Origin of the sequence: Mesorhizobium sp. B2-2-3 (assembly GCF_006442405.1) — a bacterium.
In the GTDB taxonomy this organism is placed as follows: domain Bacteria; phylum Pseudomonadota; class Alphaproteobacteria; order Rhizobiales; family Rhizobiaceae; genus Mesorhizobium.
Genome location: NZ_VFWC01000002.1, coordinates 168,078 through 188,030, shown reverse-complemented (window position 1 = coordinate 188,030; position 19,953 = coordinate 168,078). Strand labels below are relative to the sequence as shown.

Here is a 19,953-nt window from a genome sequence, read left to right as displayed (position 1 = left end):
CACCGGTCCAGTTGCCGGACGATGCACTCCTCTTGGACAATCAACAGCATCCTGCGGCTTTGCCACTGCCAAGAGCTCCGCTTCGCCGCTACGATGAGCCATGGCGCTATTTGAGCTCACCCTTGTCCTCCTGCTGATCGCCGTTGCGCTGACGGCGCTGTCGCGGCGCCTGCAGGTTCCTTACCCCGCCTTGCTGGCGCTGGCGGGCGCCGGCCTTGGCTTCCTGCCCGGCGCGCCGACGATCGAGATCGATCCGGAACTGGCGCTTGCGCTGTTCATTGCGCCGGTGCTGCTCGACGCGGCCTACGACACATCGCTGCGCGATCTTAACCGCTACAGGCTGCCGCTTGTGCTGCTGGCGCTTGGCGCGGTCGTTTTCACGACCGCCGTCGTGGCACTGGTCGGCTGGAAAATGGCCGGCCTGCCGATCGCCGCCGCCATAGCCCTTGGCGCCATCGTGGCGCCGCCGGACGCGGTTGCCGCGAGCGCCGTGCTCGGGCAGTTCAAGGTGCCGCACCGCATCACGGCCATCCTTCAGGGCGAAAGCCTGCTCAATGACGCCACCGCGCTTTTGATCTATCGCATCGCGATCACCGCCGCCGCCGGTCCCGTTCTTTTGGGCAGTGCCGTTCCGATGGTCCTGCTGTCGACCATCGGCAGCCTGGCCGCGGGCTATCTTCTCGGCCGCCTGTCCCAGGCGATGCTTGGACGTATCGAAGATGCGGCGAGCGGCACCGTCGTGCAGTTCGCCGGGACGTTCGGCGTCTGGATCCTGGCTGACAGGCTGGGGCTCTCGGCCATCATCACCATCGTCGTCTATGCCATGACCATCGCGCGCACCGCACCGCGGCGCATGTCGGCCAGAAAGCGCGTCAGCTCCTATTCCGTCTGGGAGACGGCGGTGTTCGTGCTTAACGTGCTGGCTTTCGTGCTGATGGGCCTGCAGGCGCGGCTGATCGTCGGTCGCCTGGCCGAGCAGGGACAGTCCGAGGCGTTCCTGTTTGCAGGGACGATCCTGGCGGTCGTCATCGTTTCCCGCCTTGCCTGGGTGCTGGGCTGCGGCGCCGTGATCCGATGGCTTGCCCGCTTCGGCAATGCGGAGCAGCGGCAAGAGGTGCCGTCGTTTCGCGGCGGGGTGCTGATCGGCTGGTGCGGCATGCGCGGCCTGGTGACGCTGGCGGCTGCCTTCGCATTGCCGGCGGACTTCCCCGGCCGCGATCCGATCGTGCTCACCGCCTTTTGCGTGGTGCTGGGCACGCTTGTCCTGCAAGGCATGAGCCTGAAGCCGTTGCTGCGCCTGCTTCGTCTCGAACCGGACGAGACCATAGACCGCGAGGTCGCGCAGGCCCGTGTCGCCATCATGCAGGCGGCCCTCGACATATTGAGCGGCAAGACCTCGACCGCGGCGGCGGCGGTGCGCGAGCAGTATGCCGCACAGCGCAAGGTCGCCAAGAACCCCGACGACGCCCAGGCAGCAACCGAGTACGACCGGCTGCGGCTCTATGCCATCAAGCGCCAGCGCGACGCGCTGGAAGAACTTCGCCGCAACGGGACGATCGGTGACGAGGCCTATCACCGGCTGGAGGAAGAAATCGACTGGTCGGAGCTGGCGGCTTCCCCGGCGGGACGATTCCAGCCGCTGACGACCTAGGCGAGGCGAGGGGCTTTTGCGTCGTGGCCCAGCCGGGCCGCCGCGGCGGTCCATTGCAAGGTCGCCGTCGAAACGGTACTGCCGTCACCAAACTGAGCCGGATGAGCAATGAAGCTGGTCAGCTACAATATCCAATACGGGTTCGGCAGCGACGGCCTCTACGATCCGGCGCGCGCCGCGCGCATTGTTGCCGGCGCCGATGTCATCGCCTTGCAGGAGGTCGAGCGGCACTGGCAGCGCAGCAATTTCGACGACCAGCCAGAGCTGCTTTCGCGGCTGCTGCCGGACTATCACTGGGTCTACGGCCCGGCCTTCGACATGGACGCCAGCGAACAGCGCGACGGCCGCATCGTCAACCGGCGCCGGCAGTTCGGCACCATGGTGCTGTCGAAGCTGCCGATCGTCTGGTCGCGGCTGCATGCGCTGCCGATGCGCCGCACACTGCGGCCGCTCAACACCCGCAACGCGGCGCTCGAATGCATGATCCGCACGCCGGCGGGTCCGGTGCGGGTGCTTTCATTGCATCTCGCCCATGTCGCGGCTGAAGAACGGCTCGAGCAGATCGACTATCTGCTTGCCGAGCATCGCCGGGCGCCCTCCGATGGGGGGCCGTGGAGCGGCGCCGACGACGAGCCGGCGCGCAATTGGAGCAATGGCGAGCCAGAGCCGGAGAACCCGCTGGCGGCGATCTGGATGGGCGATTTCAACATGGAGCCGGGCAGCGCCGAATACCGCCGCATCGTCGGCGGCACGCCCTATCATCGCGGTGCCGCCTATCTGGATGGGTTCGTCGATGCCGCTGCCGTGGCGATTGAACCGGCGGATGACTTCCACACGCATGAGAAGATCATCGACGGCAGGCTGGCAAAGCGCCGGCTCGATCATTGCTTCGTCGGCGGCCTGTTTGCCGGTCGTGTGCGCTCGGTCAGCTCGGACATTGGCGAAGTGGCTTCCGATCATTTTCCGGTCAGGATCGACATCGATCTCGAAACGCCCGCCGGCCCCGGAGGCGGATGAGGCCCAAATGACGCTTTTCGTCTTCTTCGCGGTGCTTGCGGCGGCCGCCATGCACGCGATCTGGAATGCGCTGGTCAAGGTCCATCTCGACCGCTTCCTGTCGATCACCCTGATGACGCTTGGCATGGGATTTGCCGCGCTTTTCGCACTTCCCTTCGTCGAGGTGCCGAGGGCGGAAGTCTGGCTCTATATCATTGCCTCCGTCGTCTTCCACATGGGCTACCGGACCTTCCTGATCGGCGCTTACCAGGCCGGCGACTTCGCCCAGACCTATCCTCTGGCGCGCGGCACCGCGCCCTTGCTGGCGGCGCTTGGCGGTATGTTCGTGGTCGCCGAAGTGCCGGCGCCGCTCGCCATTCTGGGTATTCTTTTGCTGTCGGCCGGCACGCTGGTGATGTCGTTTCGCGGCGGCGCGCATCTGGAACGATTGAACCTGCGCGCGGTGGGCTTTGCGCTGGGGACCTCGATCTTCATCGCCAGCTACACACTGTCCGACGGCAGCGGGGCGCGGCTGGCGGCCACGGCGCAGAGCTATGCCGCCTGGCTGTTCGTGTGCGATGCGCTTGGAGCGCTGGTGCTGTGCCTGATCTTCCGTGGACCGCGGGCCTTGCCGGTGCTGGCGCGGGACTGGAAAGCGGGGCTGTTCACCGGCGTGCTGAGCGGCGCTGCCTACTGGATCGTCATGTGGGCGATGACCAAGGCGCCGATCGCCTCGGTGGCATCGCTGCGCGAGACCTCCATCCTGTTCGCCATGGTGATCTCGGTGTTCGCGCTCGGCGAGAAGATGACAGGCTGGCGCGGCGCCGCCGCGCTCAGCATCGTCGCCGGCGTCGTGGCGCTCAGACTCGGCTGACGTCGTGGTCCAGCACGGTCATCACCTGGCCGCGCCGTTCCGGACTGAAGCGGATGACGATGATGATGCAGACGGCGACCACGCCGGCGAATAGCGCCAACGCGTAGCCATAGCTGCCTCCGGGAGCCTCGGCTATGCCCGCCTGATAGGGACCGCCATAGGAGGCTGCGAGATTGCCGGCCTGGTAGATGAAGCCGGGCAGGGTCGCGCGCACCGCGCCGGGCGAGAGCTCGTTGAGGTGCACCGGAATGACGCCCCAGGCGCCCTGGACCGCGACCTGCATGACGAAGGCGCCGATGGCCAGCATGAAGGGCGTCGAGCTGTAGGCCCATAGCGGGATGGACGGCAAGGCAATCAGGCAGGCGAGCGTGATCGCATTGACGCGGCCGATCTTCTCGGACAGCGCGCCGAACGCCAGACCGCCGACGATGGCGCCAATGTTGGCGACGATGGTGATCCAGCTCACCGTGTGCGGGTCGAAACCATGCTGCTTCTTCAGGAATGTCGGGTAGAGATCCTGCGTGCCGTGGCTGAAGAAGTTGAAGAACATCATCAGCACGACCGCATAGAGGGCGACGCCCCAGTGCTTTTGCAGTGTCTCCAGCATGCCGGGCCTTGCGGTCTTCCGCGCCTCGACGAAGGCCGGCGATTCCGGAACATGTGAGCGGATGAAAAGGACGATCAGGGCCGGGATGAAACTGAGCAGGAACATGGCGCGCCAGCCGATCGTGTAGCCGCCGATCGTCTGGTGATAGAGCAGGCCATAGACGACCGCCGCTAGGAGGTAGCCGGCCGGATAGCCGCATTGCAGGATGCCCGAGACCATGCCGCGGGCGCTGGGCGGGATGGATTCCATGGCAAGCGAGGAGCCAAGTCCCCATTCGCCGCCCATGGCGATGCCGAACAGTGCGCGCAGCGCCAGGAATATGCCGAGATTGGGCGAGAAGGCGGCCAAAGCGCCGATCACGGAATAACTGACGATGTTGAGCATCAGGATGGGCTTGCGCCCGAATTTGTCTGCCAACGTGCCGAAGAAGAACGCGCCAATGAAGCGCGTCGCAAGGGTCAGGAAAAGCGCCTTTGACACCGCCGGGACGTCGGTCTGGAATTCAGACGCAATGTCGGTGAGCAGGAATGTCAGAAGGAAGAAATCGAAAGCGTCGAGCGTCCAGCCCAGGAATGAGGCAAGGACGGTTTTCTTCTGCTGCGAATTGAGCTTCAAGGCGTTCCTCCTGATGTCGAGGAACGTTATCGCGTCGAGGCGGACAATCGTCAGTCACTTTTCAGAGAACTTGGTCACGTTTGCGTAGGGGGCCACCGAGTCCACAGCCGCATTCATTGGACACCCGCCGGCCGAAGCCGACGGGCTATCAGCCCAGCAGGTGGTTCCAACTGACGCGAGGCACCTGGAGGCCAAGGTTGCGAGTCGAGACATCAGCGGCAATGCGGTCAGCAACCTTCCGTCGTCGTTTCCATCTGGCCAGGGGCCGCGGACTTGGCGCTGGTTTCCTGCTGACCGGGAGCTGACTCCTTGGCGCTGCCTGTCTGTTGGCCCGGTGCGCAATCCTTGGCGGAGTTGGAGTTGGTCGACTTGGTCGTGGTCGAGTCCGTGTTCTGATCCGTCGGCATCGTTGTCGTCGTGGAGGAGGAGCCGCTCGACGTCGTATTGGTCGATTGCGCCAGGGCAAGGCCGCCGGAAAGAATCATTACGACGGAAGCGAGAAGAAGTCGTTTCATCATTCACTCCTGGTGAGTATCCCTTCGGCCGCATAACAAGGGAGTCGGCGAACGCTTCCGTGGAGTATCTGGCGCCGTCGCCGTGGCATCAACGTGCCGGTTGTGGTGCGTCGATGACGACATACGGCCCGGCCCGGAACAAAGAAAAGCGCCGTTAGTTTCACCCGCAGGGCACTCAAACAGAAGGACGAGCATGATGAAAATGGCTTTGGTAATCGCGCTTGCGGTGTCGTTTTCTGCGGGCTCTGCAATCGCGGCATGTCCGGACAAGTCGGCTGCCAACACGGGCGCCGACACCCAACAGACTGCCGGTATTTCGAAAGATGGTACCCACGCGCCCTTGGAAACTCCGAAGGCCAAGGATAGTGCCGGCAAACCGGCCGCCAAGGATGGCAGCACAATGCCGTTGGCGGGGGCGGAAGGCGGCGGTGACAAGAATCTCGCAACATCGCAGCAGGATATCGAGGCGCAGCAGCATGGCGGCAAGACCGCGGCGGCAAAGGCCGACGACAGCTGCAATGACTGACGACGGAACAGGGCCGGAGCGGTTGTTGGCTCCGGCCTTTTCATCAAGTCTACAGAAGAGCCGGCCGGACGGAGCCAGCGGGGCCTCGACGGACCGCGAGTGTTTGCCTTCAGCAGGTAGAGCTATGCCTTGGACGAGGCGGCCTCAGAGTTCCGCGTCGTTCGATGGCCGAAGGGGAAGAGGGAGCCAAACGAAGAGCACTCCTCCGCGGCCAGGGCTATGATCATTTCATCGATTCTCTCAACCGTTTCTCTGCTCACGTGATCATCGCCATGAAGGCACTGACGCGCGCGCTTCAGGTGTCGTCGTGCGGCCTCGAAATCGCTGCCCATCCGTTCCTCCCGCTTAGAGAGACTCCAGATTTGAACAGTTCACTCCTTTAAGAAAGTCACCCGAAAGAGCGATTCGGTCGGCAATTGGAGGTAGATGCCCAAACCGCAGAAACCCCGCCCCGCGAGCGCAGACGGGGCTATTGAGCCGACGGAGGGCGGAGGGAAGCGTGCCGCCTAATCTCTCACGGCGCTGGTTGTTCCGTTCGGCTTTTTCTTGATCCGCGCGATATCGGGCGCAACACACAAGCTGTCACGGATCGGCCGCATCGGAATACTCAAGGGCACCATTCAGGAGCTCAGTGGGCGTTTTGTGCCGTTTCTGTGCCAATCGGCCCAAGAAGCTAAGTCTTTGAAAGGATGGTGGGCGTGACAGGGATTGAACCTGTGACCCCTGCAATGTCAATGCAGTGCTCTCCCGCTGAGCTACACGCCCATCCGAAGCCGCGCATACACCATTTTTGATCCGGCGCGTCAATAGCAGGAAAAGGGAAAGAAGGCTCCGTTTTGCCGCACCGGCCGATAGTCGCCGATGCCTTGGGCAAAAACGGCTCAGGCCGCCTGCAGCATCTTCTCGACCTCGTTGACGAGGTCGCGCAGATGGAACGGCTTCGACAGCACCTTGGCGTCTTTCGGCGCCTTGGAATCCGGGTTCAGCGCAACGGCGGCGAAACCGGTGATGAACATGACCTTGAGGTCGGGATCGATCTCGGTGGCGCGGCGGGCCAGCTCGATGCCGTCCATCTCCGGCATGACGATATCGGTCAAAAGCAGAGAGAACGGTTCCTCGCGCAGCCGCTCATAGGCACTGGCGCCGTTGTCGAAGTCGCTGACCTGGTAACCGGCGCGCTCCAGCGCCTTGACGAGGAAGCGACGCATATCGTCGTCGTCTTCCGCCAGAAGAATGCGTGCCATGATATCCCGTCCGAATCACCCGCCCGGACTCTGCCGAAAGGCAGGGCCGTTAACCATCCTGTATATGAGGAGGCGAGGGTAAACATCAAGTGAACGAGGCGCGGCATAATCCGCATTCGCAAAGGCGGTGCCGGCGCCGAAATGCTGGACATGCGGCCGTCAAGGTGGCACTTTCATCCCATGATGCATTGGTGTTTTCGGGTTCGTTCAAATTGAAGACGGCAGCCGAGGATTTTTCGGTCGTTCCCCCCTTCGAAATCCGGTCGGGCGCCGAGCAGCGCGTCCCCTTCCTCTTCAACTCACCCCACAGCGGGCGCCATTATCCGGAGCGCTTCCTCGCCATGGCAAGGCTGGACCGCAACGCCATTCGCCGGTCCGAGGACTGCTATGTCGACGAGCTGTTCGGCGGCGCGGTGGCGCTTGGCGCGCCGATGCTCGCGGCTAATTTCCCGCGTGCCTATCTCGACGTCAACCGCGAGCCGTGGGAACTCGATCCGCGCATGTTCGCCGAGCCGGTGCCATCCTTCTGCAACATCCGTTCCGCACGCGTGGCCGGCGGGCTTGGCACCGTTCCGAAGCTTGTCGGTGAAGGCCTCGACATCTATTCCGGCCGCCTGCCGCTGGCCGAAGCGGTTGCCCGCATCGAGGCGGTCTACAAACCCTATCATGAGACGCTGAAACGGCTGTTGACGCGAACCCACGCGCGTTTCGGCTTTGCCGTGCTGATCGACTGTCACTCGATGCCGGCGAGCATCCGCGTCGGCGACAACGGCCTGCGGCCCGATTTCATCATTGGTGACCGCTTCGGCATCTCGGCCACCGCAGCATTGACCGAGACCGCAATCGGCCTGCTCAACACCATGGGCTATACCGTCGCCCACAACAAGCCCTATGCCGGCGGCTTCATCACCGAACACTACGGCCGCCCGGCGCGCCATCTCCATGCGCTGCAGATCGAGGTCAATCGCGGGCTCTATATGAATGAGCGGACATTCGAGAAAGCGGCGGGCTTCGATGCGCTGGCCGACGACCTGGCGCGATTTTCGGCCGACCTGATGGCCATGCCCGACCACCATTTCATGGATCTGCCGCTGGCCGCGGAGTGAACAGAGCCCGGTTTCATTAGATGGCGCCATCCACAACCGCCGCATAGTTCTGGGCGACATGGATCGGGATTGGCGGGGATTGGAACTGGCGGCGAAAAAAAGACCGCATCGTTCGCACGATACGGTCGAAGTCTAGGGAGGAAACGCCCAAGGAGGGCATGGACAGGAAACCCTGTCCGAGATCAAGGGTATGGTGCGCTGCACAAATGTCAAGCGACCTACCGGCTTTTTTAATTCAGAGTGATGTGGAAATTGCGCTTCGGTGGCGCCGGCGTGTTATTCTGGCAACAGTCGGCGCGGCGAAAAATCCTGGAACACCCTTGTCTTGGCGCGGAACTGGCGGCACACGTGGGCTCGGCCATGCTGCAATGCGGGAGAATCAGTTGGACATCAGCATCGATTTCATGCGCCGCATCGCGCAGGCGGCGGCAGCGGAAACCTTGCCGCGCTTCCGCAGCCAGGGCGCGGTCGCCAACAAGGAAAAGGGCAGCTTCGATCCGGTCACCGAAGCCGATCGCGAAGCCGAGCGTGCCATCCGGGCGCTGATATCGGCGCAATATCCGGACCATGGCATTCTCGGCGAGGAACACGGAAGCGAGAATATTTCCAGCAGGCATGTCTGGGTGATCGATCCGATCGACGGCACGCGCGCCTTCATCTCCGGCCTGCCGGTGTGGGGGACGCTGGTCGGATTGACGGTGGAGGGCGATGCCGTTGCCGGATTGATGTCGCAGCCCTTCACCGGCGAGCTCTTCTACGCTAACGCTTCCGGTTCTCATTATGAGGGGCCGGGCGGGCCGCGAAAACTGGTCACGCGCAAGACGACGAGCCTTGCTGAAGCAACGCTGTTCACCACGACGCCGGCGCTGTTCAAGGGCGAGGCGCGCCTGCGCTACGACCAGTTCGAGAGGCAGGTGCAACTCGCTCGCTATGGCACCGACTGCTACGCCTTCGCCATGGTCGCCGCGGGAAGCGTCGACATCGTCGCCGATCCCGGACTGAAGCCCTATGACATCGTGGCGCTGATCCCCATCATCGAGAAGGCGGGCGGCGTGGTCACCACCTTCGACGGCGGGCCGGCCGAGAATGGCGGCGATATATTGGCGGCGGCGACGCCCGAGCTCCATGCAGCGGCGATGGCGGCCCTGCGCGGCTGAGCATCCGTTTCGCCGCGATGCGCTTTAGGCGTCTGAGAGACGCAGGCCCCATAGAATGAGCGCGAAAGCGATGAGGCCGGTCGGCGCGGACGAATAGGCGATGCCTTTGATCGCGTATTCCTGAAAGGCGCTTCCATGCGCGGCTCCGGCCGCCAGCGGCATCGTCTCGTTGCCGGCTCCCCAGAGGCTGGCCATCACATAGGCTGCCAGGATGGCCAAGGCTGAATAGATCAGGAACCAGAACGCAATCCGCGACATCGCGACGCCAAGATTGAGCCTGGACCAGACGAGACCCAAAACCAGCAGCAGGACGCCCTGCAAGGCGCTGAGCGTGTGAACCGACAATCCGAGCCGCGGTGCGGCGAGGTATGGGATGGCGAACCCTTCGAATGACGAAAACAGCAGGAGGGCGATGCCGAGCTGCAGCAGGCGATGGCCCTGGCGTGGCAGCGTGCCCGATGCGTTCATGACCGCTCCTCCCGATCCCGTCGACTGACCTCTGCGGACGGTAACTAGCGCCCGGCGCCGGAACGGGAACCAGGCGTCGAGCTGTCTCCGGCCGAACGGCCGAATTGAGAAGCATGCATAGCCGTTAAACCTGCCGAGGCGTCGGCGCGATCATCGTCCGACATTGATCCGTGCAAGACGGCGTGCTGGGAACGGGCGTTGTCGGCGGATAGCGGGGCGACCTGGGGGGCCAACCGGATTATGGAATTTCGCCAACCAGGCATGAGCCGGCGCCGGACCGGCTCCGGTCTCGGCAATACGCGCCATCAGGCCGTCGGGTCGTCGCTGCCGGGAATGAAAGCGTCGAAGGCGGCGAGGAATTGCTCGCGGTAGATGTCGGCCTCCTGCAGGATCTCGTGACGCGCGCCGTCGATCATGAGCAGCGAGCCGAGGCGCAGACGCCTGGCATAGGCTTCCACGGCCTTGGTCGAGACGACCTGATCGGCACCGGCGGCGATGACCAGCAGGGGGACCCGGATGCGGGCCATGAATTCGGGATCGCTTACCGCTTCCGCGGCTTCGGCAGCCGCTCTCAGCCAGCGGATCGTCGGGCCGCCAAGCGCCAGTTGCGGGTGATCCTCGTAGATCTTGGTGTTGCGGCGGTAGCGTTCCGGATCCGTCGTTACCTTGTTGGTGTCGAAGGGAGCGGTAACCTTCGGCCGCGGCCCCCAGGCGGCGTAAAGCCGGCCAAGGCCCAGGGCACAAAACAGCGAACAGACGCGGCGGACCGTCCGGATCGAGACGGGCAGGTCGGGCAAGGTGAAGAACGGCGCGATCAGCACCATGCGCCGCACGCGGTTGACCATGGAGGGCGAAGCAAGCAGCGTGATCACGGCGCCGGCCGAATGGGCAAGGATGTAGTACGGCCCGCGGCAGTCCGGCAGCACGATCTCCTCGAAGAACTGTTCAAGGTCGGCCGTGTGGTCGCGGAAGGACCTGATATAGCCGCGCTGGCGATCACGGATCAGCCGGTCGGAGCCGCCTTGGCCGCGCCAGTCCAGCGTGGCGACGCCAAAACCGCGCGCCGCAAGGTCGCGGATGGTTTCGAAATATTTCTCGATGCACTCGTTGCGGCCGGACAGCAGCACCACGGTGCCCTTCATCGGGCGGGCGACCGCGGCGAACAGGCCATAGCGTATCTTCTTGCCGTCGCGTGCCGTAAAAAAGCCGCCGGTGGCGTTTTCCGGTCGCGGGTTGCCCTCAGTTTCATGAAAAAGGGGAGTTTCGTGAAAAGGGAGATCCGTCATTCGGCGCTTCGTGCTCGGCGTCTCGCATGCCTGCCTGTCGTGGCCGGCCTCGCCAAGGTTGATAGCCGTCCATGGGCCAAAAGCAAAGGAATTCCGGGAGGCGTCGGATCGGCAACAGGGAAGGCCGGAAGCCGCTATGAGCGCGCTTCCGGCCCCTGTCGATCCGGGAGGAAGGGACGTTGCACCCGGTTCGGCCTCGTCGCGGCGCCCGGTCCATGCAAATCCGGCGCCGCTTGTCCTTGATGTCGAGAGCAGTCTAGCGGCGGCTGTCTGAACGCGCGCAAAAGCGCCGGTTCATCTGCCGTTCATCCTCGATTTTTGCCGGGAGGCAAAATCTTGAAATGGCTTTGCCCGCTCCCCAAATGTGGATTGCGGCCGCCAATGTCGGGGCCGCTGGTCAAACCGGAACGCCGCTCACGGGTTTCGCACCGGCCAAACGCAAACCTTGTTGCTCAACAGGAGAACACACCATGCGTCACGTTGATTTTTCCCCGCTCTATCGCTCGACCGTCGGCTTCGACCGTCTCTTCACCATGCTTGATTCCCTTGCGCAGCCCGATGGCGCGCAGACCTATCCGCCCTACAATATCGAGCGCACCGGTGAGGATGCCTACCGCATCTCGATGGCTGTCGCCGGCTTCTCGGACGAGGAGATCTCGATCGAGGCCCACCGCAATGTGCTGACCGTGAAAGGCGAGCGCAAGGATGAGGGCACCGGCGAGGGTTCCGAACTGCTCTATCGCGGCATTGCCTCCAGGGCCTTCGAGCGCCGCTTCCAGCTTGCCGACCACGTCGAGGTCGTGGGCGCCACGCTGAAGAACGGCCTGCTCTTCGTCGACCTGAAGCGCAACATCCCCGAGGAACTGAAGCCGCGCAAGATCGCGATCACTTCGGCTCCGGCCAAGGCCAAGCAGATCGAGGCCAAGACCGCTGCGTAATCCCTAAGTCTCCTCCCGAGACGGAAGCGGCGCCGAAAGGCGCCGCTTCTTTTTTATTTGCCGAGAACAGCAATTATCCTGCGATCAACTGGCCAAAGCGGTCGACTTCCTCTGACGTCGTCGCAAAACTGGTGACGAAGCGATAGAGCAATTCGTCCTCGCCGATATGGCCTTCGAAGCCATGCGGCTTGTGCCAGTCGTAGAAAACAGCACCCGCCGCCTGCAGCCTGTCGGCTTCAGCCTTTTTCATCACCGCGAAAACCTCGTTCGCTTGCGGCAGCCAAGCCAGTTTCGCCGTCTGGGAATCCTCGATCGCCGCGGCAAGACGGGCAGCCATGGCATTGGCGTGCCTGGCGGTGTCGAGCCACAGGCCGTCGCGGAAATAAGCCTCGAACTGTGCCGCGATAAAGCGCGATTTGGAAAACAGCTGGGCTGCGCGCTTGCGCAGGAAGGCCAATTCCCGGGCACGCTCGAGATCGAACAGCACGATCGCCTCGGCGCACCAGCAGCCGTTCTTGGTGCCGCCGAAAGACAGTATGTCGACGCCACTTTTCCAGGTCATTTCGGCGGGCGTCGTGTCGAGCGCGACCAGTGCATTGGCAAAGCGGGCGCCGTCCATATGCAATGGCACGGAATGTTGCCGCGCGATGGCCGAGATCGCGGCGATGTCATGCAGGCCGTAGACCGTGCCGACCTCCGTCGACTGGGTGATCGAGACCGCCATCGGCCGGCCCCAATGGACCACCTCGCCGGCGAAACGGCCGATCGCCGTTTCCAGATTGTGCGGATCGATCCGGCCCAGCGCGCCATCGACGGCATGCAGCCGCGAGCCGCCAGAGAAATATTCCGGTGCGCCGCACTCATCTTCGATGACATGCGATTCGCGATGAGCGAAGGAAATGCCGCCGGGCTTGTTGTAGGCGGTCAGCGCCAGCGAATTGGCGGCGGTGCCGGTGGCCACGAAGAACACCGCAACCTCGCGTTCGAAGATTTCGCTGAAGCGCTGGCAGACGGCCTGGTCGAGCGCGCCATCGCCATAGGCAGTGGAAAAGCCGCCGGCGTGGGCCGAGAGACCGGAGGCGATGTTGGGGTGGGCGCCTGCCCAATTGTCGGAAGCGAAGAACATGCATCTGCCTGTGCTGGGAAAATCGCTGCAACCTTGACCGGTTTCATGGCTGGCTCGCAAGGGCCAGACGCCAGAAAACGGGTAAAGCCAGCGAACTGCCGAAAACCGGCAGGGACGGAAGCTTGCGTTTAGCGGGTATTTCACGAAACTTTGTGTCGCGGAACGCCGAAGTTTTTTGTGAATCGGTCTTGTATGCGCCCGGCTTTTCTGCCATAAAAATTTAGGACAGTAGTGCTGTCTTATTTTGTCGCGCAAAACAGGCTGGATTGGCGTATTCTAAGCCTCTCCGGCTTTTGCCGCGAGCGACAGGTGGACGGCCGTGCTCTGGCCTGTACGATACCGGATGCGAACCGCGCGGCGAGCCGCATGGTTCGGCAAGGATTTCGCAAGACGTGCCGTAAGGATGAAGGGGAAGCAATGCGCTTCCCGAGGCAAACCAGCGCCCGCAAGGACGCGGAATGGAGGACAGGACGATGACGGAATTGACGCACGCTGCGACGAACGGCAAGGCCGCGCAGACGAAAGCGGCAGCCGTCAAAACCCTGGCCAATACCCGCCGCACCGGTTTGACCGCCCAGGGCCTTTATGATCCGCGCAACGAGCACGATGCCTGCGGTGTCGGCTTCATCGTCAACATGAAGGGCGCGAAGTCGCACACGATCGTCGAGGACGGGCTTTCCATGCTCGAAAACCTGACGCATCGCGGCGCCGTCGGCGCCGATCCGCTGATGGGCGACGGCGCGGGCGTGCTGGTGCAGATTCCCGACGGCTTCTTCCGCGAGGAGATGGCCGCGCAGGGCGTCGAGCTGCCGCCGGCGGGGCAGTATGGCGTCGGCCATTGGTTCATGCCGCAGGATGCTGCGCTGCGCGCCCATGTCGAGGACATCATTGCCGAATCGGCGCAGTCCGAGGGGCTGCCGCTGCTCGGCTTCCGTGACGTGCCGGTCGACAATTCGTCGCTTTCCAAGGCTCCGGATATCGTGGCATCCGAGCCGTTCCACCGGCAGGTCTTCATCGGCCGCACGGCCGACATTCCCGACGACGAGGAGTACGAGGCCAGGCTCTATCTGCTGCGCAAGGTCATATCGGGCCGCATCTACGCCGAGAACGACAACAAGGACATCGGCGCCTACTGCGTGTCGCTGTCGGCGCGCACCATCGTCTACAAGGGCATGTTCCTGGCCTATCAGGTCGGAGCCTATTACAAGGACCTGTCCGATCCGCGCTTCGAAACGGCGCTGATCCTGGTCCACCAGCGCTTCTCCACCAACACCTTCCCCTCGTGGAAGCTGGCGCATCCCTATCGCATGGTCGCGCACAATGGCGAGATCAACACCGTGCGCGGCAACAACAACTGGATGGCGGCGCGCCAGGCGTCGGTGGATTCGGAGCTGTTCGGCAACAACATCTCCAAGCTCTGGCCGATCTCCTATGAGGGCCAGTCCGACACCGCATGTTTCGACAATGCGCTCGAGTTCCTGTTCCAGGGCGGATACAGCCTCAGCCACGCCATGATGATGCTGATCCCGGAAGCCTGGGCCGGCAACAAGCTCATGGACGCCGACCGCAAGGCCTTCTACGAATACCACGCGGCGCTGATGGAGCCGTGGGACGGGCCCGCCGCGGTCGCCTTCACCGACGGGCGCCAGATCGGCGCCACGCTCGACCGCAACGGCTTGCGGCCAGCGCGCTACATCGTCACCGACGACGACCGGGTCATCATGGCGTCGGAGGCCGGCGCGCTGCCTGTGCCGGAGGAAAAGATCGTCCAGAAGTGGCGGCTGCAGCCCGGCCGCATGCTCTTGATCGATCTTGCCAAGGGCCGCATCGTTTCCGACGAGGAGATCAAGTCGGAGATCGCCACCAGGCATCCCTACAAGACCTGGCTCGCCAATACGCAGCTCATCCTGGAGGACCTGAAGCCGGTCGAGCCGCGCGCGCTGCGCAAGGATGTCAGCCTGCTCGACCGCCAGCAGGCGTTCGGCTACACCCAGGAAGACACCAAGCTCTTGATGTCGCCGATGGCCACCACAGGCCAGGAAGCCGTCGGTTCGATGGGCACCGACACGCCGATCTCGGCAATGTCGGACAGATCGAAGCTGCTCTACACCTATTTCAAGCAGAACTTCGCCCAGGTCACCAATCCGCCGATCGATCCGATCCGCGAGGAACTGGTGATGAGCCTGGTGTCCTTCATCGGCCCGCGGCCCAACATTTTCGACCTGGTCGGCAGTTCGCGCCGCAAGCGGCTGGAAGTGCGCCAGCCGATCCTGACCAATGGCGATCTCGAAAAGATCCGCTCCATCGGCCACACCGAGGATCGGTTCGACACCAAGACGATCGACATCACCTATGCCTCGATCGAGGGCGCGGCCGGCATGCAGGGCGCCATCGATCGGCTGTGCGAGCGGGCGGAAGCGGCGGTCGCCGGCGGCTACAACATCATCATCCTGTCCGACCGCCAGCTCGGGCCGGACCGCATCGCCATTCCCGCGCTTCTGGCCACGGCCGCGGTGCATCATCATCTGATCCGCAAGGGGCTGCGTACTTCGGTCGGGCTCGTCGTGGAATCCGGCGAGCCGCGCGAAGTGCATCATTTCTGCTGTCTTGCCGGCTACGGCGCCGAAGCGATCAATCCCTATCTCGCCTTCGACACGCTGCTCGACATGCACAAGCGCGGCGAATTGCCGGAAGAGGTCGACGCCTACGAAGTCGTGTCGCGCTACATCAAGTCGATCGGCAAGGGCATCCTCAAGGTGATGTCGAAGATGGGCATCTCGACCTACCAGTCCTATTGTGGCGCGCAGATCTTCGACGCGATCGGGCTGAAGACCGATTTCGTGGAGAAGTATTTCACCGGCACCGCCACGCTGATCGAAGGCGTCGGGCTGGACGAGATCGCCGAGGAGACGTTCAGGCGTCATACGGATGGTTTCGGCAACGATCCGGTGCTGCGCAACAGCCTGGATGTGGGCGGCGAATACCTGTTCCGCATGCGTGGCGAGGCGCATATGTGGTCGCCCGACGCGGTCGCCACCTTGCAGCACGCCGTGCGCCAGGGGTCCTGGGAGACCTTCAAGGAGTATTCCGCGCAGATCGACAGCGAGACGGCGCGCGCGCAGACCATTCGTGGCCTGTTCAAGATCAAGCTGGCGGAAGATACCGGCCGCAAGAAGGTCCGTCTCGACGACGTCATGCCGGCGGCCGAGATAGTCAAGCGTTTCTCGACCGGCGCGATGTCGTTCGGCTCGATCTCCAGGGAAGCGCATACGACGCTGGCGCGCGCCATGAACGCCATCGGCGGCAAGTCGAACACTGGCGAGGGCGGCGAAGAGGCAGACCGCTATCTGCCGCTGCCCGGCGGCGGCAAGAACCCCGAACGTTCGGCGATCAAGCAGATCGCTTCCGGACGGTTCGGCGTGACGGCCGAATATCTCGTCAACTCCGACGTCATGCAGATCAAGGTGGCGCAAGGCGCCAAGCCCGGCGAGGGCGGCCAGTTGCCCGGCCACAAGGTCGACGCCACCATCGCCAAGGTCCGGCACTCGACGCCCGGCGTCGGCCTGATCTCGCCGCCGCCGCATCACGACATCTATTCGATCGAGGATCTGGCGCAGCTGATCTACGATCTGAAGAACGTCAACCCGGCGGCCGACATTTCGGTCAAGCTGGTGTCGGAGGTCGGGGTCGGCACGGTCGCGGCGGGCGTCGCCAAGGCGCGCGCCGACCACATCACCATCTCGGGTTACGATGGCGGCACGGGTGCCTCGCCGCTGACATCGCTCAAGCATGCCGGCAGCCCGTGGGAGATGGGCCTTGCCGAGACGCACCAGACGCTGGTGCTCAACGGTCTCAGGTCGCGCGTGGCGCTGCAGGTCGATGGCGGATTGCGCACAGGCCGCGACGTCATCATCGGCGCGCTGCTCGGCGCCGACGAGTTCGGCTTCTCGACCGCGCCGCTGATCGCGGCCGGCTGCATCATGATGCGCAAATGCCATCTCAACACCTGCCCGGTCGGCGTGGCGACGCAGGATCCGGTGCTGCGCAAGCGCTTCAAGGGCACGCCCGAGCACGTCATCAACTTCTTCTTCTATGTCGCTGAAGAGGTGCGCGGACTGCTTGCCGAAATGGGCTTCACCCATATCGACCAGATCATCGGCGACGCCGATCTCCTGGAAAAGCGCGACGTGATCCAGCATTGGAAGGCGCGCGGGCTCGACTTCTCGAGGATGTTCTACAAGCCCGATGCGCCACATGAGGCGGTGCACTGGACCGAGCGGCAGAAGCACCCGATCGACGACGTGCTCGACCGCAAGCTGATCGAGCTGGCCAAGCCGGCACTGGAGGCCAAGCAGCCGGTCAAGATCGAGGTCGACATCCGCAATGTCGATCGTTCGGCGGGCGCCATGCTGTCGGGCGAGGTGGCCAAGCGCTTCAGGCACAAGGGCCTGCGCGAGGATACGATCCAGGTGAAGCTGACCGGCACCGCCGGCCAGTCCTTCGGCGCCTTCCTGGCGCGCGGCATCTCCTTCGAGCTGGTCGGCGCCGGCAACGACTATGTCGGCAAGGGCCTGTCGGGCGGCCGCATCGTCATCCGGCCGCCGGATGAAGCCAAGATCGTCGCGGCCGAGTCCATCATCGTCGGCAACACGGTGCTCTATGGCGCTACCGAAGGCGAGGCCTATTTCGCCGGTGTCGCCGGCGAGCGCTTCGCGGTGCGCAACTCGGGCGTCGTCACCGTCGTCGAGGGCGTCGGCGACCATGGCTGCGAATACATGACCGGCGGCATCGTCGTCGTCATCGGCAAGACCGGCCGCAACTTCGCCGCCGGCATGTCGGGCGGCGTTGCCTATGTGCTGGACGAGGCGGGCGATTTCGCCGAGCGCTGCAACATGGCCATGGTCGAGCTGGAGCCGGTGCCGGAAGAAGACGACCTGATGGAAAAGCTGCTGCATCATGGCGGCGACCTCGACCACAAGGGCCGCGTCGACGTCTCGGGTGACATGACCAGCCATGACGAGGAGCGGCTCTATCAGCTGATCTCGAACCACGTGCACTATACGGGTTCGGTGCGCGGCCGCGAGATCCTCGACAATTGGGCGGCGTTCCGGCCGAAATTCCGCAAGATCATGCCGGTCGAATACCGCCGCGCGCTGATCGAGATGGAACGCATGCGCATGAGCGTGGCGGCCGAATAGATCTTCGCAAAGGCCGGGAAGCCCAGGCTTCCCGGCTCCATGTCACTGATAATTTGACCTCTCGCGGAAGGTTGCCACGGCTGCCTGAAGAGGTTAACGGGTGCGGCGAAAACCGCACCATCTGGACAGCAGGAACTGGACTATGGGCAAGGTAACAGGCTTTCTCGAGATCGACCGGCAGGTGCACAAGTATCAGCCGGCCTCCGACCGCATCCGGCATTTCCGCGAGTTTACGCTGCCGATGTCGGACAAGGAGGTCGAGAAACAGGCCGCGCGCTGCATGGACTGCGGCATCCCGTTCTGTCACGGGCCGACCGGCTGCCCGATCCACAACCAGATCCCGGACTGGAACGACCTCGTCTATAACAGGGACTGGGACAATGCGATCCGCAACCTGCATTCGACCAACAATTTCCCCGAATTCACCGGCCGCATCTGCCCCGCGCCTTGCGAGGAAGCCTGCACGCTGAACCTCGAGGACATTCCGGTGGCCATCAAGACGGTCGAGCAGGCGATCGCCGACAAGGCCTACGAGACCGGCCATATCAGGCCCTATCCGCCGGAGAGGAAGACGGGCAAGCGCGTCGCCGTCATCGGCTCCGGCCCGGCCGGCATGGCCGCCGCCCAGCAGCTCGGCCGCGCCGGCCATGATGTCCATGTCTACGAGCGCGAAAGCCGGCCAGGCGGGCTGATGCGCTACGGCATTCCGGACTTCAAGATCGAGAAGCACTATATCGATCGTCGCATCGAGCAGATGCAGGGCGAAGGCGTGACCTTCCATTGCGGCGTCAATGTCGGCATCGACAAGCCCGTGGCCGAACTGCTCGCCGAGCATGACGCGGTGCTCTATTGCGGCGGATCCGAGACCCCGCGCGCGGCCAATATCCCCGGCGACGATCTCGGCGGCGTCTATGACGCGATGCCCTATCTCGTGCAGCAGAACCGGCGTGTCGGCGGCGAGCCGATCCAGTCGGTGGCGTGGCCGTCGCACCCGATCATCGCCAGCGGCCAGCATGTCGTCGTCGTCGGCGGCGGCGATACCGCTTCCGACTGCGTCGGCACCGCCTTCCGCCAAGGCGCCGTGCGCGTCACGCAGCTCGACATCCGTCCGCAGCCGCCGGAGAAGGAAGACAAGCTCGCCGTCTGGCCCTACTGGGCGACCAAGATGCGCACCTCCTCCTCGCAGGCCGAGGGCGCCGAGCGCGAATTCCAGGTGGCGACACTCGAATTCATCGGCGAGGAAGGCCAGCTGACCGGTGTCAAATGCTGCGAGGTCGACGATAAGCGCCGACCGATCGTCGGCACCGAGTTCGTCATCCGCGCCGATCTCGCCTTCATCGCCATCGGCTTTGCCGGGCCGGCCATGGCCGGCGTGGTGTCGGAGCTCGAAGGGGATATGAAGATCGTCACCGACAGCCGACGCTCCCGCAATGTCGAGGCCAATGACCGCGACTACCGGACCAGCGTCGACAGGCTCTATGCCGCGGGTGACGTGCGCCGCGGCCAGTCGCTGGTGGTCTGGGCGATCCGCGAGGGTCGGCAGGCGGCGCGTTCGATCGACGAGGCATTGATGGGTTCGAGCGTCCTGCCCCGCTGAGCCCGTTTGGAAACTCTACTGCTGCGGCCATAAGGCGTTTTCTGCGCTT

General features: G+C 63.8%; 15 protein-coding genes and 1 tRNA gene. 9 read left to right on the top strand and 7 right to left on the bottom strand.

Annotated elements, in window-relative coordinates; all coding sequences use genetic code 11:
- Positions 1 to 100: 100 nt before the first annotated feature.
- From FJ951_RS04015 to FJ951_RS04005, 3 genes are all read left to right on the top strand, one after another.
- On the top strand, positions 101 to 1,651 hold the full coding sequence (locus tag FJ951_RS04015) for a sodium:proton antiporter (protein ID WP_140513695.1): 1,551 nt from the start codon (positions 101 to 103) through the stop codon (positions 1,649 to 1,651).
- 108 nt (positions 1,652 to 1,759) lie between these two features.
- Positions 1,760 to 2,668 carry an endonuclease/exonuclease/phosphatase family protein gene (locus tag FJ951_RS04010; RefSeq protein WP_140496298.1) on the top strand — a complete coding sequence of 303 codons (909 nt, stop codon included), beginning with the start codon at positions 1,760 to 1,762 and terminating at the stop codon, positions 2,666 to 2,668.
- A gap of 7 nt (positions 2,669 to 2,675) precedes the next feature.
- Positions 2,676 to 3,521, top strand: a complete 846-nt coding sequence (locus tag FJ951_RS04005; protein ID WP_140496297.1) for an EamA family transporter — start codon at positions 2,676 to 2,678, stop codon at positions 3,519 to 3,521.
- Here the strand turns inward: FJ951_RS04005 and FJ951_RS04000 are convergent.
- Both FJ951_RS04000 and FJ951_RS03995 read right to left on the bottom strand, forming a co-directional pair.
- Positions 3,508 to 4,743 (bottom strand): MFS transporter, encoded by a 1,236-nt coding sequence (locus tag FJ951_RS04000; RefSeq protein WP_140513694.1) that lies wholly within the window; start codon positions 4,741 to 4,743, stop codon positions 3,508 to 3,510. The genes FJ951_RS04005 and FJ951_RS04000 overlap by 14 nt on opposite strands.
- 227 nt (positions 4,744 to 4,970) lie before the next feature.
- Positions 4,971 to 5,258 carry a hypothetical protein gene (locus tag FJ951_RS03995; protein WP_140513693.1) on the bottom strand — a complete coding sequence of 96 codons (288 nt, stop codon included), beginning with the start codon at positions 5,256 to 5,258 and terminating at the stop codon, positions 4,971 to 4,973.
- A gap of 193 nt (positions 5,259 to 5,451) precedes the next feature.
- Here FJ951_RS03995 and FJ951_RS03990 point away from each other — a divergent pair, with 193 nt between their 5' ends.
- A complete protein-coding gene (locus FJ951_RS03990) occupies positions 5,452 to 5,784 on the top strand; it encodes a hypothetical protein (protein WP_140496294.1) in 333 nt (110 codons plus the stop codon).
- 690 nt (positions 5,785 to 6,474) lie between these two features.
- On the opposite strand, the gene FJ951_RS03980 is transcribed toward FJ951_RS03990, so the two are convergent.
- Together FJ951_RS03980 and FJ951_RS03975 are read right to left on the bottom strand one after the other, a co-directional pair.
- Positions 6,475 to 6,549: transfer RNA gene (locus tag FJ951_RS03980), tRNA-Val, on the bottom strand.
- A 116-nt stretch (positions 6,550 to 6,665) separates the two neighbouring features.
- The gene (locus FJ951_RS03975) at positions 6,666 to 7,028 is read right to left on the bottom strand and encodes a response regulator (protein ID WP_006199474.1); all 363 of its coding nucleotides are present in this window, start codon (positions 7,026 to 7,028) and stop codon (positions 6,666 to 6,668) included.
- A gap of 164 nt (positions 7,029 to 7,192) precedes the next feature.
- Between FJ951_RS03975 and FJ951_RS03970 the strand changes: the two genes are divergently transcribed.
- Together FJ951_RS03970 and hisN are read left to right on the top strand one after the other, a co-directional pair.
- Entirely contained in the window at positions 7,193 to 8,134 is a 942-nt protein-coding gene (locus FJ951_RS03970; protein ID WP_140513692.1) for an N-formylglutamate amidohydrolase, read from the top strand.
- A gap of 383 nt (positions 8,135 to 8,517) precedes the next feature.
- Positions 8,518 to 9,291: a histidinol-phosphatase gene (gene hisN, locus FJ951_RS03965; protein ID WP_140513691.1), complete on the top strand. Its 774-nt coding sequence runs from the start codon at positions 8,518 to 8,520 to the stop codon at positions 9,289 to 9,291.
- Positions 9,292 to 9,315: 24 nt separating this feature from the next.
- On the opposite strand, the gene FJ951_RS03960 is transcribed toward hisN, so the two are convergent.
- Both FJ951_RS03960 and FJ951_RS03955 read right to left on the bottom strand, forming a co-directional pair.
- A complete protein-coding gene (locus FJ951_RS03960; RefSeq protein ID WP_140513690.1) occupies positions 9,316 to 9,759 on the bottom strand; it encodes a hypothetical protein in 444 nt (147 codons plus the stop codon).
- A 305-nt stretch (positions 9,760 to 10,064) separates the two neighbouring features.
- Complete coding sequence (locus FJ951_RS03955; protein WP_140513689.1) at positions 10,065 to 11,045, bottom strand: alpha/beta hydrolase; 981 nt, start codon at positions 11,043 to 11,045, stop codon at positions 10,065 to 10,067.
- A 470-nt stretch (positions 11,046 to 11,515) separates the two neighbouring features.
- Between FJ951_RS03955 and FJ951_RS03950 the strand changes: the two genes are divergently transcribed.
- Entirely contained in the window at positions 11,516 to 11,983 is a 468-nt protein-coding gene (locus FJ951_RS03950) for an Hsp20 family protein (protein WP_140496288.1), read from the top strand.
- A 73-nt stretch (positions 11,984 to 12,056) separates the two neighbouring features.
- On the opposite strand, the gene FJ951_RS03945 is transcribed toward FJ951_RS03950, so the two are convergent.
- Positions 12,057 to 13,109: a low specificity L-threonine aldolase gene (locus FJ951_RS03945; RefSeq protein ID WP_140513688.1), complete on the bottom strand. Its 1,053-nt coding sequence runs from the start codon at positions 13,107 to 13,109 to the stop codon at positions 12,057 to 12,059.
- Between the two features lie 473 nt (positions 13,110 to 13,582).
- Between FJ951_RS03945 and gltB the strand changes: the two genes are divergently transcribed.
- Positions 13,583 to 18,307 carry a glutamate synthase large subunit gene (gltB, locus tag FJ951_RS03940; RefSeq protein WP_140513687.1) on the top strand — a complete coding sequence of 1,575 codons (4,725 nt, stop codon included), beginning with the start codon at positions 13,583 to 13,585 and terminating at the stop codon, positions 18,305 to 18,307.
- Positions 18,308 to 18,449: 142 nt separating this feature from the next.
- Positions 18,450 to 19,904, top strand: a complete 1,455-nt coding sequence (locus FJ951_RS03935) for a glutamate synthase subunit beta (protein WP_140496285.1) — start codon at positions 18,450 to 18,452, stop codon at positions 19,902 to 19,904.
- The last annotated feature ends 49 nt before the right edge of the window (positions 19,905 to 19,953 follow it).